Source organism: Natronomonas sp., assembly GCF_036625485.1.
GTDB lineage: Archaea > Halobacteriota > Halobacteria > Halobacteriales > Haloarculaceae > Natronomonas.
Window position 1 is genome coordinate 1 of the sequence record NZ_JAZKTR010000074.1, and the last position, 12,242, is coordinate 12,242.

The following is a 12,242-nucleotide window of genomic DNA, read 5'->3' on the forward strand; positions in this document are numbered from 1 at the left end:
AGCCAGTATGCGGCGATGTTGCCGGTCTAAGCGAACCAACCTTTCTGTAATAAGCATCCGCCGAGGGGGCCTTCGAAGAAGGTCCCCGAGGCGGTTCTCGGCGCCGACCAGTAGCGAGACGCGACCGCAGGGAGCGTCTCGAAAAGGTGAACGACGAACGAAGTGAGCCGTGAGCCAAGGGAGGCGCCGTAGCGAGAGCCGACTAACGCGGCCCGAAGGGCCGCGGCTGAAGGCTCTCGCGCATATTTTCTCCACGTTTTTGCCATGCGGCGCGGCGACGCCGCGCCGAGCGTGCAAAAAGTGGGCGTCGAGTGGCTACTCGTAGACACTAACCCCGTCGAACCGCCCGTCGTAGGCGATATGGTCGGGATGGGTTGGCTCGGTGCCCGAGAGGAAGAGGCGGTCGACCTTCTCCCACGTGTTCTCGTAGAAGAGGTGGCCGAACTCGGCCAGACAGCGGACGCGGTGGCCGAGGCCGTCGCGGTGGTAGACGCGGCGGTCGGTGCCGGTTTTGAGCGCCTCGACCAGTTCGGCTTCGCTCTCGAGGGATTCGTCGAAGGTCGTCCAGGCCTCGCCGACGGTCTTCGGGAGGTGAGCATACGAGGAGCCGAATACCGGCTTGTCGAACTCCCGGGCCAGTTCCCGTGCGCGTTCGTTGTGGTGGGCCCAGTGTTTCGGGTTGTAGATCTCGATGGCGTCGATGCGGTTGCCGTGGGCACGGAGGTCGTGGGCTTCGAGACTGACGGTCGCGAAGTCGGGGTGGGGCGCGAGGACGGCAGCGCCCTGCCGTTCGAACTCGGCCATCGCCCCCTCGAGTGAGATGAAGTCGGGGATCGGGTCCTCGAGGCCGACCGCGAGGACGTGTTTGCGGTTTCGCCAGTCGCCGGTGAAGACCTCGCGGGCGGGGACGACGAGTAACTCGTCGTCGGAAAAGCGCTCGGCACGAGCGCGGATGTCGGGGAGGCGGGTGAAATGCGGCGCGTATACGAGCGCGTCGAGCCCCCGGTCTTTGGCCCGCTGGGCGACGGTCTCGTCGAGTACCTTCACGTGGAAGTCCACGCGGAACTCGTCCATATCGCCGTGTTCGACCGGAGGGCGTTAGCCGTTCCGATTCAGACGGACTGTCGTAGTCCGACACCGACTATCGGGCTGCCACGATCGTCGATGACCCGTTACGACAGTTCGTATCAGCGGGAGCCTTTTTAACAACGGGTGACGAGGGACTGCGTATGTGGGAATGTGCGATCGCTGGGTGTAACTACGACACGGGGGACGTCGAGGAGTTGCTCGTCCACCAGGCCGACACCCACGATAGACACCAATGCCAGATCTGTGGGACCGTCCTTCCGGACGGCTACTTCGCCATCCGCCACGTCTTCTCGGAACACTCCCGGGCGGAGTACCTGCGGAACTACGACGCGGACACCGACGACATTCGCGTCCGCGAACGGATCCTGACGGAGATCGAATCCGAGGCTGACGTCGAAGCGGTCGTCCAGCGACTCGGCGGCGACGCCAACGCCTGAACACCCGCGAATCGAAAAGCGCGGCTATCGAGGTGGTTTATACTCGAGAATCGGCGGATATCCGGCGTCTCGTTCTTCGAAACCGCACAGCTACGTCGTCCGATCTGCAGAGAAGTGATTCGCTGCGCTTACCGCTCTTCGCTGTCGAGTACCCGGATCTGGTCGCCGCGGACGGTGACCGGAATCGGAACCGTCGCCTCGTAGAGTTCGACGGTGACCTGGTCTTTCCCCTCGTCGATGCGCTGGACCTGCGCTTTCTCGCCTTTGAACGGCCCGGCGATGAGTTCGACGATGTCGCCTTCCGCGATGCCCTCGACGTCGGGTTTGGGGCTGAGGAAGTGCTCGACTTCGGCCATCGAGGACTTACCCGGGACGAGGTTCCGCGCGTGGGGGATGTCTTCGAGTGCACGGTCGATGGCTGCGGTGCCTTCGGCTTCGACCATCACGTAACTCGTTAGCGAATCCGGCGCCAATGCGGCGTGAATGTCGTCTTCCTCGCGGCTGATGATCATGTCCGCGACGGTCTGTTCCTGACTCGCAGTGGTCTTGACGGCGAAGATCGCCATCACGGACCCCCCGGGATGAACGTCATGATCGCGAAGATGACGAACCCCATGAGGCCCACGAGGACGATGCCGAGTCCGGCGACCAGCGAGACCTTCGAGAACTCGTCCCACGAGGGCGTACTCGCGAGTTTGAGCACGCGAATGTAGGACGTGAGGTCGGTCGGCGTATCCATATCCGACAGTATCGCCTCCGGGGTTTTCTACCTGTTGGTTAGTCGGGACGGCCTATATCGCCGCGAACCGGCCGTTAACGTCGACAGACGGCGGTTCCAAGAGAATGCTCGAAAACTGGACTCGGTGAGACGCCGGCCCGCTGGTTCGGGGCCGCCGGCATCGATGGGGACGAGAGCGCACCGAAGGCGTCTCGGAGGCGGTTATTCGACGTAGTCGATGTCGTCGCCGCCGTCCTGGACGGCCCGTTCCTGCTCGGCCTCGCTTTTGCCGTAGATCTGCGGGCTCTCGACGCCCGTGACGACGATCATCGTCTCCATCTTGCCGTCGAACTCGGGGTTGACCGAGGCGCCCCAGATGATGCGGGCGTCGGGGTCGATGCGGTCGTAGATCTCCTCGACGACGCCCTCGGCCTCCTCGATGCTCATGTCGGGGCCGCCGACGACGTTGACGAGCGCGGAGTTCGCGCCGTCGAACTCCACGTCGAGCAGCGGCGAGCGAAGCGCCGAGCGGATGGAGTCCTGGGCCTTGTTCTCCGAGTCGGACTCGCCGAGGCCGATCATGGCGACGCCGCCGTTCTCCATGATGGTCTTCACGTCGGCGAAGTCGACGTTGACGAGGCCGGGCTTGGTGATCAGTTCGGTCATGCCCTTGACCGACCGCATCAGGACGCGGTCACAGATCTTGAAGGCGTCCTGCAGTGGCATGTTCGGCGCGTAGTCGAGCAGGCGGTCGTTCGGGATGACGATGACCGTGTCGGCGACAGCACGGAGGCGTTCGAGGCCGGCGTCGGCGTTGGCGCGGCGGCGCTCGCCCTCGGCGGTAAAGGGAATCGTGACGATGGCGATGGTCAGCGCGCCGGCGTCCTGGGCGGCCTGTGCGACGACGGGCGCCGAGCCGGTGCCGGTGCCGCCGCCGAGGCCGGCGGTGACGAAGACCATATCGGAGTCGTCGATGGACTGGTTGATGTCGTCGATGTTCTCCTGGGCGGCCTCCTCGCCGATCTTCGGGACGGAGCCGGCCCCACGGCCGCCGGTTCGCTGGCGGCCGATGAGGATCTTCTCGTCGGCTTCGACCTCTGTCGCGAGGTGCTGGGCGTCGGTGTTCGCGGCGACGAGTTTCGCCCCGTGGATGCCGGCCTCGGCCATCCGGGTGACGGTGTTGCCGCCGGCGCCGCCGCAGCCGACGACGGTGATCTTCGTCTCGAGATCTTTGACGACCTCAGCGAGCTCGTCGTCGGTCATGGTGCCCGACCCTTTCACGTCCTGACCGGCCGTGCCACCGTCGGTGGTGTCGCCGTTCGCCGCGGACGCTGGATTCTCGCTGTCCCCATCCTCTTCAGCTTCGTCGATAGCGTCCTCGATAATCGAGTCCATCTATGGATGCCGCTGTCGCGCACGCGCTTAAAGTATCTTTCCCCCACGTCTGACGTTCGTCATACGATTTGCGGCCGTTTCAGGCGTCGATAGGGGCAATCAGCGATAAACCATTAGGCGCGATATAAAATAGGGGCTGCTCAGAACGGGAAGCGCTGCTCGCGCGCGCGACGAACGTCGTCGGGCGTGACCGTCTCGCCACCGATCTCGACGGGTTCCCCCGAAGAGAGGCGGCCGAACGCCGGCCCCTCCTCGACGCCGGCTTCCCGTGCGAGGTCGGGATCGAACGCTTCGCGTCGGGCGACGACCGCATCGTCCGCGACGCTGACGGTGTCGTATTTCGATTCGAGAACGGCGGCCAGTTCCTCCACGATATCCCGGTAGATGCCGGCCTCGGGTAACGCGACCGGTCCCGACGCTAAGGTCGCCCCCTCGGTCGTCTCGTAGGCGAGGGCAACCGACGCCACCGCCTCGAGGACGGCCTCGCGGTCGACCCCGTTGGCCTCGTCGAGCAGTTCCGTCGGCAGCTCGTCGACGTAGAAGCCGCCGTCGTACCCTTCGGCGGGGTCGCCGAACCGGAGGCCGTCGTCGACCGGCGTCAGGTCTCGCTCCAGTTGTGCGACGAGGTCCAGCGGAACGCCCGTCGTTTCCCGAAGCCACGTCTCGGAGACGACTTCGAAGCCAAGTCCCTCGATGACAGCTTCGAGGTCGGGGTAGTCACCGTCGACGAGCGCGTGGTCGGCGCCGCTGGCCTGAAACGCCTTGGCGACGACCGCCCGGGCTTCGTGGGGGTCGCCCATCTCCTCGAGGGCCCAGTCGGCGGCGATGTGGCCGACGCCCCAGTCGGTCTCGGTTACCACGCGGTCGAAGCGGGGCGCGTAGTGGTTGCCGCCGAACCCGACGACTGCTCGGTCGGTCGCCGGGTCGACGCCCCGGAGATCCAGTATCGCGCGCGCGACGGCTTCCGCTCCTTCGGCGTCTTCCCACTGTGCCTCGCCGCTACCCAACTCGACGAACAGCGAGGGACAGCCGACGCTGCTCGGGCCGTGGTGGGTACACTCGATACCGGCGTCGTACCCCTCGGGTGCGTGTTCCTCGAAAGCCCTCCGGACGGCCGAGAGTGCGTTCGGTGCGGCACGGGCCAGTGACCCGGTGTAGCCGCCGTATTCGGCGGGGCCGAAGTTCCCGGTCGCGTGGGCCGTCAGGAGGGCGCCGGTATCCCCCGAATGCCGCGAGGCGAAAACGAGCATGTCGGGGCCGTCGAAGGCGGCTGCGACGCCGTCGAGATAGAGGTGCAAGTCATCGAAGGTCCGCAGTTCTGCGCCGTCGGTTCGGTAGTATCTGCCGCCACCGTTCTCGTCCGAGCGAGTGTCGTCTTCGTGTTCGGTCCACTCGGCCAGTTCCAGCAGGTGTTCGCCGATGTGTTCGGAGGCTTCGTCGGCCCGAGAGACGACGATTGCGAGCATACGCCATCTCCTCGTGCCGGCCGCTAAAACGGCCCGGTTCAGCGAACGGCCTGACCCGGACGGGCTTCTGTGGCCTGGGTCAGTCACGAGTCTCGTATTTGCTATCTCAGCATACGGTTTATCACGTGTTCGGGAACCCTTTTGCCGGTGGCCGGAGTCGACCTCTACCATGCAGGTTTACGGTCTCATCGGCAACCCGGTCGGGCATTCGGTGTCGCCACCGATGCACGAGGCGGCTTACGAGGTACTGGGCATCGATGCCCGCTATGTCACCTTCGAGCCGTCGCCGGACGCGCTCGGCATGGCACTCGACGGCGCCAGCGCACTCGGCGTGAGCGGCCTGAACGTCACGATTCCGTTCAAGGAGGACGTGCTTCCGCTGGTCGAGCCGGATCCGCTCGCCAAACGTATCGGGGCGGTCAACACGATCGATTTCGATGGCGAACCGACCGGCCACAACACCGACGCCGCGGGCGTCACGCGCGCGTTCGAACACCACGACGTCTCGCTTTCCGGTACCGCAGTCGTCGTCGGGGCCGGTGGCGCCGGCCGGGCCGCTTCCTTCGCCCTCGCTGACGAAGGCGTGGATGTCCGTATTGCCAACCGAACCGTTTCACGGGCCGAACGCCTCGCCGAGGACGTCCCGAACACGACCGCCCACGGTCTGGAGGGCCTCGATGCACTGTTAGCGGACGCCGATCTACTGGTCAACGCGACGAGTGTCGGCATGGAATCCGACGAGACGCCGGTCCCCCGCGAGGCCCTCCACGCCGACCTCGCGGTGCTGGATGCCGTTTATAAACCACTGGAGACCCGACTGCTCCGGGACGCCGACGATGTCGGTGCGACGACCATCGACGGTGCGTGGATGCTACTCTATCAGGGCATCGAAGCCTTCGAGTTGTGGACCGGGCAAGATGCGCCCATCGATGTGATGAACAACGCCCTTAGAGCGTCGCTGTGACTGGGTTCGCGGGGTTTGCGGGAGTGGACGGGGTTTAAGTAAGCGCCGATTAATATCTCAACTATGCCAATCGTCAAGTTCCTTCGAACGGTTCTGGGTCTCGGTGATTCCGAACCCGAGGAATCGACCGACGTCTCCGTCGAACACGAACCCGATACGGATGACGCCGCGGCGGCCGGAACCGACGCGACCGCCTCGACTGGCTCGATGACCGAGGAACCGCCCGAAGACGAGGAATCGGCCGCCGAACCCGCAGAAGCCGGGACCGATGTGAGCGACCACAGCGGGACCGACACCTCCGCCGCCGAACCCGCCGAAGCCGCCGGTCCGGTCCCCGACGAGGCCGAAGGCGGCTCCGAACCGGTCGAGAACGTCAGCGGGATCGGCCCGGCCTACGCTAAACGTCTCGAAGACGCCGGTATCGAGACCGTACAGGACCTCATCGACGTCGACGCCGAGGAACTGGCCGCGGATACGGATCTCTCGGAAAAGCGGATCCAGCGCTGGCAGGACCGCGCGACCGAGGTATAACCGCAAAACGGTTACTCTTCCGTCGCTTTTCGGTGCACAATGCGAGTCGTCACCGACCGGGAAGCGTTCCGTGCGGCGGCCGCCGGGGCGTCCGCCGACGTTCGCCTGCCGGTCGAACTTCGGGTTCGCGTCGCCGACCCGTTCGAGGCCTACCGCCGGGCCCGCCATGGCGATGGCGGCGACGTATATCTCGAAACGACGGGCGGGCAAGGAGGCTGGGGTTACTTCGCGACCGACCCCGTCGAACGCGTGACCGTCGGGTCCGATGCGGTGTCTCTCGGCGACGATGCACCGTCGCTGGCGACGCTCGACGGGCTCCTCGAAAGCGAGACGCTCGAACGTGGCGACTGCGACGTTCCGTATCCGTGCGGTGTTTTCGGATGGCTCTCCTACGATATCGCCCGCGAGCTGGAGGACCTCCCGGATGGAACGGTCGATGACCGCGGGCTTCCACGCCTTCAGGTCGCGAAATACGACCGGGTCGTCGCGTGGGAGGAGCCGTGGACGGGCGAGGCGACGCTCCGGGTGACCGCCTGTCCCCGACTTGACGACCACGAATCGGTCGATGCGGCCTACGACTGGGCAGTCGGTCACGCTCGCGAACTCGTCGCTCGTGCGGTCGCCGGCGACCGGTCGGTCGGTCGTGCGGCCGTCGAAACCGAACGTGCGACCTTCGACGCCGGTTGTTCCCGCGAGGAGTTCGCCGACCGGGTCCGACGCGTCAAGGAGTACATCCGTGACGGCGACACGTTTCAGGCCAACGTCTCCCAGCGCCTCTCGGCCCCGGCAGCGGTCCATCCCGTCGAGGCCTACGCCGCCCTCCGGCGGGTCAACCCCGCGCCCTATTCGGCGCTCATCGAGTTCGACGGCGTCGACCTGGTCAGTGCGAGCCCCGAACTCCTGCTCGACGTCGAGGGCGAACGCCTGTTGACCGAACCGATAGCAGGCACGCGCCCACGCGGGCGCACGCCAGACGAAGACGAAGCGATGGAGGCGGACCTCCTGTCGGACGACAAGGAGCGAGCAGAACACGCGATGTTGGTCGACCTCGAACGGAACGACCTCGGGAAGGTAAGCGAGTACGGCACCGTCGACGTCCGGGAGTATCGACGCGTCGACCGTTACTCGGAGGTGATGCATCTGGTCAGCCTCGTCGAGGGACGCCGACGCGAGGACTGCTCGCTCGCCGATGCGGTCGCAGCGGTCTTCCCCGGCGGCACCATCACTGGTGCGCCCAAACCCCGGACGATGGAGATAATCGACGAGGTCGAAACCACGCGCCGCGGCCCATACACCGGTGGAATCGGTGTCTTTGGGTTCGACGACCGGGCGACACTCAACATCGTCATCCGGACGCTGGTCCGCCACGGCGAGCGCTACGACCTGCGGGTCGGCGCCGGCATCGTCCACGATTCGGAGCCCGAACGCGAATACGAGGAGACCCTCGACAAGGGCCGCGCGCTGGTCAACGCCCTCGACCGGGCGCTCGACGAGCAGACCGCGCTCGGCCTGGAGGTGGCCGACTGATGGCCGACGAACCGACCGTGCTGGTCATCGACAATTACGACTCGTTCGTCTACAACCTCGTCCAGTACGTCGGCACCCACGCGGCGGTCGTCGTCCGGCGGAACGACGACATCGACGTCGATGGCATCCGCGAGATGGACCCCGACGGCATCGTCGTCTCGCCGGGGCCCGGAACGCCCGCGGAAGCCGGCGTGTCCGTGCCTATCTTCGAGGACCTCTCCTATCCGACCCTCGGCGTCTGTCTCGGACATCAGGCCCTCTGTGCTGCCAACGGGGCGGCAGTCGGCCACGCTCCCCACGTGGTTCACGGGAAACCCTCGACGATCAGCCACGACGGTCGTGGCCTCTTTGCGGACCTGCCCGAGGGGTTCGAGGTCGGCCGGTATCACTCGCTGGCCGTCGAGCAGGATGACCTGCCGGAGGCACTCGTCGAGACGGCCCGAACCGACGCCGAAGGCGGCATCCTGATGGGCGTTCGCCACCGCAGGAAACCACACGCGGGCGTGCAGTTCCACCCAGAGAGTATCCTCACCGACGCCGGTGAGCGCATGGTCGAGACCTTCTGTACCACATGCAGTACCACGTAAACGGCGAACTGGTCGACCGGGAGGCAGCGACAGTCAGCGTCGATGACCGCGGATTCCGCTACGGGGATGCGGCCTTCGAGACCTGCCGCGTCTACGGTGGGACGGTCTTCGCGTGGGAACGCCATCTGGACCGCCTCGAAGCCACCTGCGAGACGCTCGGCATGCCCGAGGCCGTCCCCGACGATATCGAGTCTCGCATCGACGAGACGCTGACGGCGAACGACCTCGACGACGCGTACCTCCGTGTCTCCATCAGTCGCGGAGTCCAGCCCGGGAAGTTGACACCCCACGAGGATGTCGACCCGACGGTCGTCGTCTACGTCAAGCCCCTTCCCCGCGGCGGAACCGACGGAGAGCGGGTCTGGGACGCCCCGGCGACCGTGCAGTCGGTCACGCGCCGTCGGCCGCCGGATACCGTGTTGCCGGCCGACGCGAAGACTCACAACTATCTCAACGGCATCCTCGCACGATTGGAACTCCGTCGGGCGTCCCGTGAGGGCTACCAGCCCGACGAGGCGTTGATGCGCGATACCGACGGCTATCTCGCGGAGGGGGCGACGAGCAACGTCTTCTTCGTCGACGACGGCATCCTGCGGACGCCGGCCGAAGGCTCCGTACTCCCCGGTATCACGCGGGAAACGGTCATCGAACTCGCCGAGGAAGAGGACTTCACCGTCGATTCGGGCCAGTACACCATCGACGACCTACGAGGTGCCGACGAGGCCTTCTTGACCAACTCGACGTGGGAGATCAGACCGATAGCGACGGCGGACGGCATCGATATCGGCGACGGCCCGATGACGAAACTCCTGCAACGGCTCTACGACGAGCGGATAGAGGCCCGCTGTTATTGACGCGTTTTCGAAGCCGACAGCAGGCAATCAGGCTGGCTCCTGATGTGGGACTTCGAGGAGGCGGTCCCCGCAGTCCTCACACCCGACCGCGACGACCGTCGTCGACCGACAGCAGGATTCGACGACTTCCGTGTCGGCGGTCACCGCGCCCCCACAACTCGGGCACTCGGTGATGAACACGCGGAGCCCGCCGAGCAACTGGCTTCGGTTCCGGGATGACAACTTCGGCCAGTAGTCGATCCACTCGGGGAGTTCCTTTGCCGCCGCCAGGTCGGCCAACAGGGCCCCGCGTGACTCCCACTGGCCGACCTGCGTTTCGTCGCTGTGGGCGATGAACGCGTCACCGTAGGTATCGAACGTGACCGTCTCCGAATCGAGATCCAACTGGTCGGCCAGTTCTTCCCGGAGATCGTCCTCGTTTTCGAGAGCGTCGATACGCGTCCGCCACGCTGTCTCGAACGCCGCGGTCAAACAGAGGTCGTCGACCTCGGCGCAGGGTTCGACCACGTCGGCTTCCAACAGGACGGCCTCGGGGTCGAAATCACTCGGCGGTTCGGGAACGGGGTCCGGTGCCTTGTCGAACTTCGCGAGCAACCAGTCGGGGAAATACCGTTTCGTGAGTTCGGGAGTCTTCGGGACGAGATACCCCCGAAGCCAGATGCTCCCCGCGGCCACGATGGCGAACACGACCGCGAGAGGGATGGATACGAGCGCGAACACGCTGGCTAGCAGCACGGCGATGACGGCGTTCGTGACCGTACACGGGATACACCGGTTCTCGCCCGTGTACTCGGGCTGTCGAAGCCTCGACAGCACGTCGCTCGATGTTTTCATGAGAGACCGTATACGGCGATACGGCAAAACTGGGTGGGGTCAGTTCCCGCTGAAGCCGATACGCCCCGACGAGAGGTCGCGGTCGCTTTTCGGCCCGAGGTGGTCGAACTCGTAGTCTTCCCCGGCGAGGTAGACACCGTCGTCGTCGACGGCCACGTCGACCTCTTCGAGCGTCGCGCCCTCGCAGGGGCCGTAGGTGCACTCGCCTGAATCGGGCAGGAACGTTGCGCCGTGGCGAGTACAAACCAGCTCACCGTCCCGGAACTCGGCTCCGCTGCCCTTGTCGAGGCGAACGTCGGTCCAGTGGGGACAATAATTTCGCCACGCCGAGACCTCACCGTTCAGCCGGACGAGCAGGACCTCCTTTTCGTCGAAGCCTTCACGAACGGTAAACAGCAGCGTCGAATCGTCGGGTACCTCTTCGAGGTCCGCGATACGGCTCTCCGAATCCATTGCCCGCCCGTAGCGACCGACGGGATTTAGGTTCCTAGCTTGCGGTGCCGCTTGCACGATCAGCTTTCCAGCAACGTGTCGGTGGCCACGTCACTGTCCGGCCCTCCCACCACGAGGTCGCCGGTCGATTCGCTACCGAGAACGATGGCTCCCCCGGCGACGATGGGGGCGACCAGTCCGGCAGCGACGACGCCGGGATTCGAAAAACTCCCATGAACGGCGATTTCATCATCGCTTCCGAGCCCCTCGGCGTCGACAACTCGTTCGGCAGCCGCGAGGATCTCCCCGTGGGTGTAGGATCCGTCGTCTGTCATTACGAGCGAATCCTCCGGTCCGACGTGATCCGGCGGCTGTGTCGGATTCTCACTCCAGATGTCGCGTTCGAAGTAGGCGACCGACGGGTTCTCGTGTCGGTCCCCGTAAGCGATGACTTTCGTTCCCGGCTCGGGGTCGTGGCTGTCGACCGCGGATTCGGGAACGACAAGCGCACGTGGGCTGGCGTCTTCGGCTGGAGCAAAGCGGACGACGGCGCCCAGTAGCGCCGCTCCGTAAAGAGTCAATACCGGCTCCGGAAGCGGGTCATCGGCGATGCCGACGCCGGCGCCGCTACGGACGCCGTGGTGTCGCAGGAAGTTCCCGACTTTCCACGCGTTCGTACAGAACCGTCGGTAGTCGTAGCTTCGGCCGGTCGCGGGGGCCCGAAGCGCGGTGGCCGACGAGCGGCGGTCACGGCCGATGGCGTCGCCGAGTACGTCCATACGAGACGTTCGGTCCACCGGGCCAAAAGCGCCTCGCGTCCAGCCGAGTTTTTATCCCCGGCCACACACCGGATTCTATGGACGCTCAAACTCGCGTCGCGGAGTTCATCGAGACCAACGATCTGCAAGCGCCGGCCGCGTATCGTCTCCTCGATACGATCTCCGAACTCGGCGAGGTGTCGAAGGAGGTCTGTACCTCGACCGAGTACGGAAGCGACCCCGAAGCGGTCGACGTTCCCGAGGACGAACTCGGCGACGCGCTGTTCGCCCTGCTGGCGCTCTGTTCTGAACTCGACGTGGACGCCGAGGACGCCCTGGAGACGGCACTCGCCAAGTACGATGGCCGAATCGAGGATAGCGGCGACGCTGGAAGCGGCCACTAGCGAGCAGGCGGAACGGCTTCGGGCTGGCTCTCGGCCTGTTCGGCGGCGGTGCTCCGCGCAACTCCCCAGACCTGCCGCCGACCGGTCGCTATGTCATGGGCGGTCTGGCCGCGCTATCGCTTATAAATAAACGGGAGAAGCATACGTGAGCGCGCCGGAGGCGCGCGAACGTTTCACCGCGCGAGCAAAGCGAGGCGCGGGACCAAGGCCCGACTGTAAGGAGGGCCGCCGTGTCTTTTTCATGAA

At 65.5% G+C, this 12,242-nt stretch carries 15 protein-coding genes; 7 read left to right on the forward strand and 8 right to left on the reverse strand.

The window, feature by feature from the left end:
- Positions 1–315 precede the first annotated feature (315 nt).
- Positions 316–1,074 carry a PHP-associated domain-containing protein gene (locus tag V5A53_RS08635; RefSeq protein ID WP_332313197.1) on the reverse strand — a complete coding sequence of 253 codons (759 nt, stop codon included), beginning with the start codon at positions 1,072–1,074 and terminating at the stop codon, positions 316–318.
- 155 nt (positions 1,075–1,229) lie between these two features.
- On the opposite strand from V5A53_RS08635, the gene V5A53_RS08640 reads away from it, so the two are divergent.
- Positions 1,230–1,526: a DUF7565 family protein gene (locus tag V5A53_RS08640; protein WP_332313198.1), complete on the forward strand. Its 297-nt coding sequence runs from the start codon at positions 1,230–1,232 to the stop codon at positions 1,524–1,526.
- 128 nt (positions 1,527–1,654) lie between these two features.
- On the opposite strand, the gene V5A53_RS08645 is transcribed toward V5A53_RS08640, so the two are convergent.
- The 4 genes from V5A53_RS08645 to V5A53_RS08660 all read right to left on the reverse strand — a co-directional run bounded on the left by V5A53_RS08645 (position 1,655) and on the right by V5A53_RS08660 (position 5,105).
- Positions 1,655–2,092, reverse strand: coding sequence for a transcription elongation factor Spt5 (locus V5A53_RS08645; RefSeq protein WP_332313199.1), 438 nt, complete (start codon positions 2,090–2,092; stop codon positions 1,655–1,657).
- Complete coding sequence (locus V5A53_RS08650; protein WP_332313200.1) at positions 2,092–2,265, reverse strand: protein translocase SEC61 complex subunit gamma; 174 nt, start codon at positions 2,263–2,265, stop codon at positions 2,092–2,094. The genes V5A53_RS08645 and V5A53_RS08650 overlap by 1 nt, the downstream gene beginning before the upstream one ends.
- A 201-nt stretch (positions 2,266–2,466) precedes the next feature.
- Entirely contained in the window at positions 2,467–3,639 is a 1,173-nt protein-coding gene (gene ftsZ, locus V5A53_RS08655) for a cell division protein FtsZ (RefSeq protein ID WP_332313201.1), read from the reverse strand.
- A 140-nt stretch (positions 3,640–3,779) separates the two neighbouring features.
- A complete protein-coding gene (locus V5A53_RS08660) occupies positions 3,780–5,105 on the reverse strand; it encodes a D-aminoacyl-tRNA deacylase (RefSeq protein ID WP_332313202.1) in 1,326 nt (441 codons plus the stop codon).
- A gap of 169 nt (positions 5,106–5,274) precedes the next feature.
- On the opposite strand from V5A53_RS08660, the gene V5A53_RS08665 reads away from it, so the two are divergent.
- The 5 genes from V5A53_RS08665 (at position 5,275) to V5A53_RS08685 (ending at position 9,568) form a co-directional block, all read left to right on the forward strand.
- The gene (locus V5A53_RS08665) at positions 5,275–6,069 is read left to right on the forward strand and encodes a shikimate dehydrogenase (protein ID WP_332313203.1); all 795 of its coding nucleotides are present in this window, start codon (positions 5,275–5,277) and stop codon (positions 6,067–6,069) included.
- Between the two features lie 63 nt (positions 6,070–6,132).
- Complete coding sequence (locus V5A53_RS08670) at positions 6,133–6,600, forward strand: helix-hairpin-helix domain-containing protein (RefSeq protein ID WP_332313204.1); 468 nt, start codon at positions 6,133–6,135, stop codon at positions 6,598–6,600.
- A gap of 39 nt (positions 6,601–6,639) precedes the next feature.
- The gene (gene pabB, locus V5A53_RS08675) at positions 6,640–8,127 is read left to right on the forward strand and encodes an aminodeoxychorismate synthase, component I (protein WP_332313205.1); all 1,488 of its coding nucleotides are present in this window, start codon (positions 6,640–6,642) and stop codon (positions 8,125–8,127) included.
- Positions 8,127–8,714, forward strand: a complete 588-nt coding sequence (locus tag V5A53_RS08680) for an anthranilate synthase component II (RefSeq protein WP_332313206.1) — start codon at positions 8,127–8,129, stop codon at positions 8,712–8,714. Before pabB ends, V5A53_RS08680 begins: the two co-directional genes overlap by 1 nt.
- Positions 8,699–9,568: an aminotransferase class IV gene (locus tag V5A53_RS08685; RefSeq protein ID WP_332313207.1), complete on the forward strand. Its 870-nt coding sequence runs from the start codon at positions 8,699–8,701 to the stop codon at positions 9,566–9,568. Before V5A53_RS08680 ends, V5A53_RS08685 begins: the two co-directional genes overlap by 16 nt.
- Positions 9,569–9,595: 27 nt before the next feature.
- Here the strand turns inward: V5A53_RS08685 and V5A53_RS08690 are convergent, their stop codons facing one another.
- The 3 genes from V5A53_RS08690 to V5A53_RS08700 are packed head-to-tail and all read right to left on the reverse strand — an operon-like array spanning position 9,596 to position 11,613.
- Positions 9,596–10,402: a hypothetical protein gene (locus tag V5A53_RS08690; RefSeq protein ID WP_332313208.1), complete on the reverse strand. Its 807-nt coding sequence runs from the start codon at positions 10,400–10,402 to the stop codon at positions 9,596–9,598.
- A 39-nt stretch (positions 10,403–10,441) separates the two neighbouring features.
- A complete protein-coding gene (locus tag V5A53_RS08695) occupies positions 10,442–10,855 on the reverse strand; it encodes a Rieske (2Fe-2S) protein (RefSeq protein WP_332313209.1) in 414 nt (137 codons plus the stop codon).
- Positions 10,856–10,914: 59 nt separating this feature from the next.
- Positions 10,915–11,613: a hypothetical protein gene (locus V5A53_RS08700; protein ID WP_332313210.1), complete on the reverse strand. Its 699-nt coding sequence runs from the start codon at positions 11,611–11,613 to the stop codon at positions 10,915–10,917.
- Between the two features lie 77 nt (positions 11,614–11,690).
- Between V5A53_RS08700 and V5A53_RS08705 the strand changes: the two genes are divergently transcribed.
- Positions 11,691–11,996: a MazG nucleotide pyrophosphohydrolase domain-containing protein gene (locus V5A53_RS08705; protein WP_332313211.1), complete on the forward strand. Its 306-nt coding sequence runs from the start codon at positions 11,691–11,693 to the stop codon at positions 11,994–11,996.
- Positions 11,997–12,242: the final 246 nt, after the last annotated feature.

What these genes read in the sequence shown, in the direction of transcription:
- V5A53_RS08680 (WP_332313206.1), top strand. Translation starts at nt 8,127, where the DNA reads ATGGCCGACGAACCGACCGTGCTGGTCATCGACAATTACGACTCGTTC.
- V5A53_RS08670 (WP_332313204.1), top strand. Translation starts at nt 6,133, where the DNA reads ATGCCAATCGTCAAGTTCCTTCGAACGGTTCTGGGTCTCGGTGATTCC.
- V5A53_RS08645 (WP_332313199.1), bottom strand. Translation starts at nt 2,092, where the DNA reads ATGGCGATCTTCGCCGTCAAGACCACTGCGAGTCAGGAACAGACCGTC.
- V5A53_RS08650 (WP_332313200.1), bottom strand. Translation starts at nt 2,265, where the DNA reads ATGGATACGCCGACCGACCTCACGTCCTACATTCGCGTGCTCAAACTC.
- V5A53_RS08635 (WP_332313197.1), bottom strand. Translation starts at nt 1,074, where the DNA reads ATGGACGAGTTCCGCGTGGACTTCCACGTGAAGGTACTCGACGAGACC.
- ftsZ (WP_332313201.1), bottom strand. Translation starts at nt 3,639, where the DNA reads ATGGACTCGATTATCGAGGACGCTATCGACGAAGCTGAAGAGGATGGG.
- V5A53_RS08665 (WP_332313203.1), top strand. Translation starts at nt 5,275, where the DNA reads ATGCAGGTTTACGGTCTCATCGGCAACCCGGTCGGGCATTCGGTGTCG.
- V5A53_RS08695 (WP_332313209.1), bottom strand. Translation starts at nt 10,855, where the DNA reads ATGGATTCGGAGAGCCGTATCGCGGACCTCGAAGAGGTACCCGACGAT.
- V5A53_RS08660 (WP_332313202.1), bottom strand. Translation starts at nt 5,105, where the DNA reads ATGCTCGCAATCGTCGTCTCTCGGGCCGACGAAGCCTCCGAACACATC.
- V5A53_RS08640 (WP_332313198.1), top strand. Translation starts at nt 1,230, where the DNA reads ATGTGGGAATGTGCGATCGCTGGGTGTAACTACGACACGGGGGACGTC.
- V5A53_RS08705 (WP_332313211.1), top strand. Translation starts at nt 11,691, where the DNA reads ATGGACGCTCAAACTCGCGTCGCGGAGTTCATCGAGACCAACGATCTG.
- V5A53_RS08685 (WP_332313207.1), top strand. Translation starts at nt 8,699, where the DNA reads ATGCAGTACCACGTAAACGGCGAACTGGTCGACCGGGAGGCAGCGACA.
- pabB (WP_332313205.1), top strand. Translation starts at nt 6,640, where the DNA reads ATGCGAGTCGTCACCGACCGGGAAGCGTTCCGTGCGGCGGCCGCCGGG.
- V5A53_RS08700 (WP_332313210.1), bottom strand. Translation starts at nt 11,613, where the DNA reads ATGGACGTACTCGGCGACGCCATCGGCCGTGACCGCCGCTCGTCGGCC.
- V5A53_RS08690 (WP_332313208.1), bottom strand. Translation starts at nt 10,402, where the DNA reads ATGAAAACATCGAGCGACGTGCTGTCGAGGCTTCGACAGCCCGAGTAC.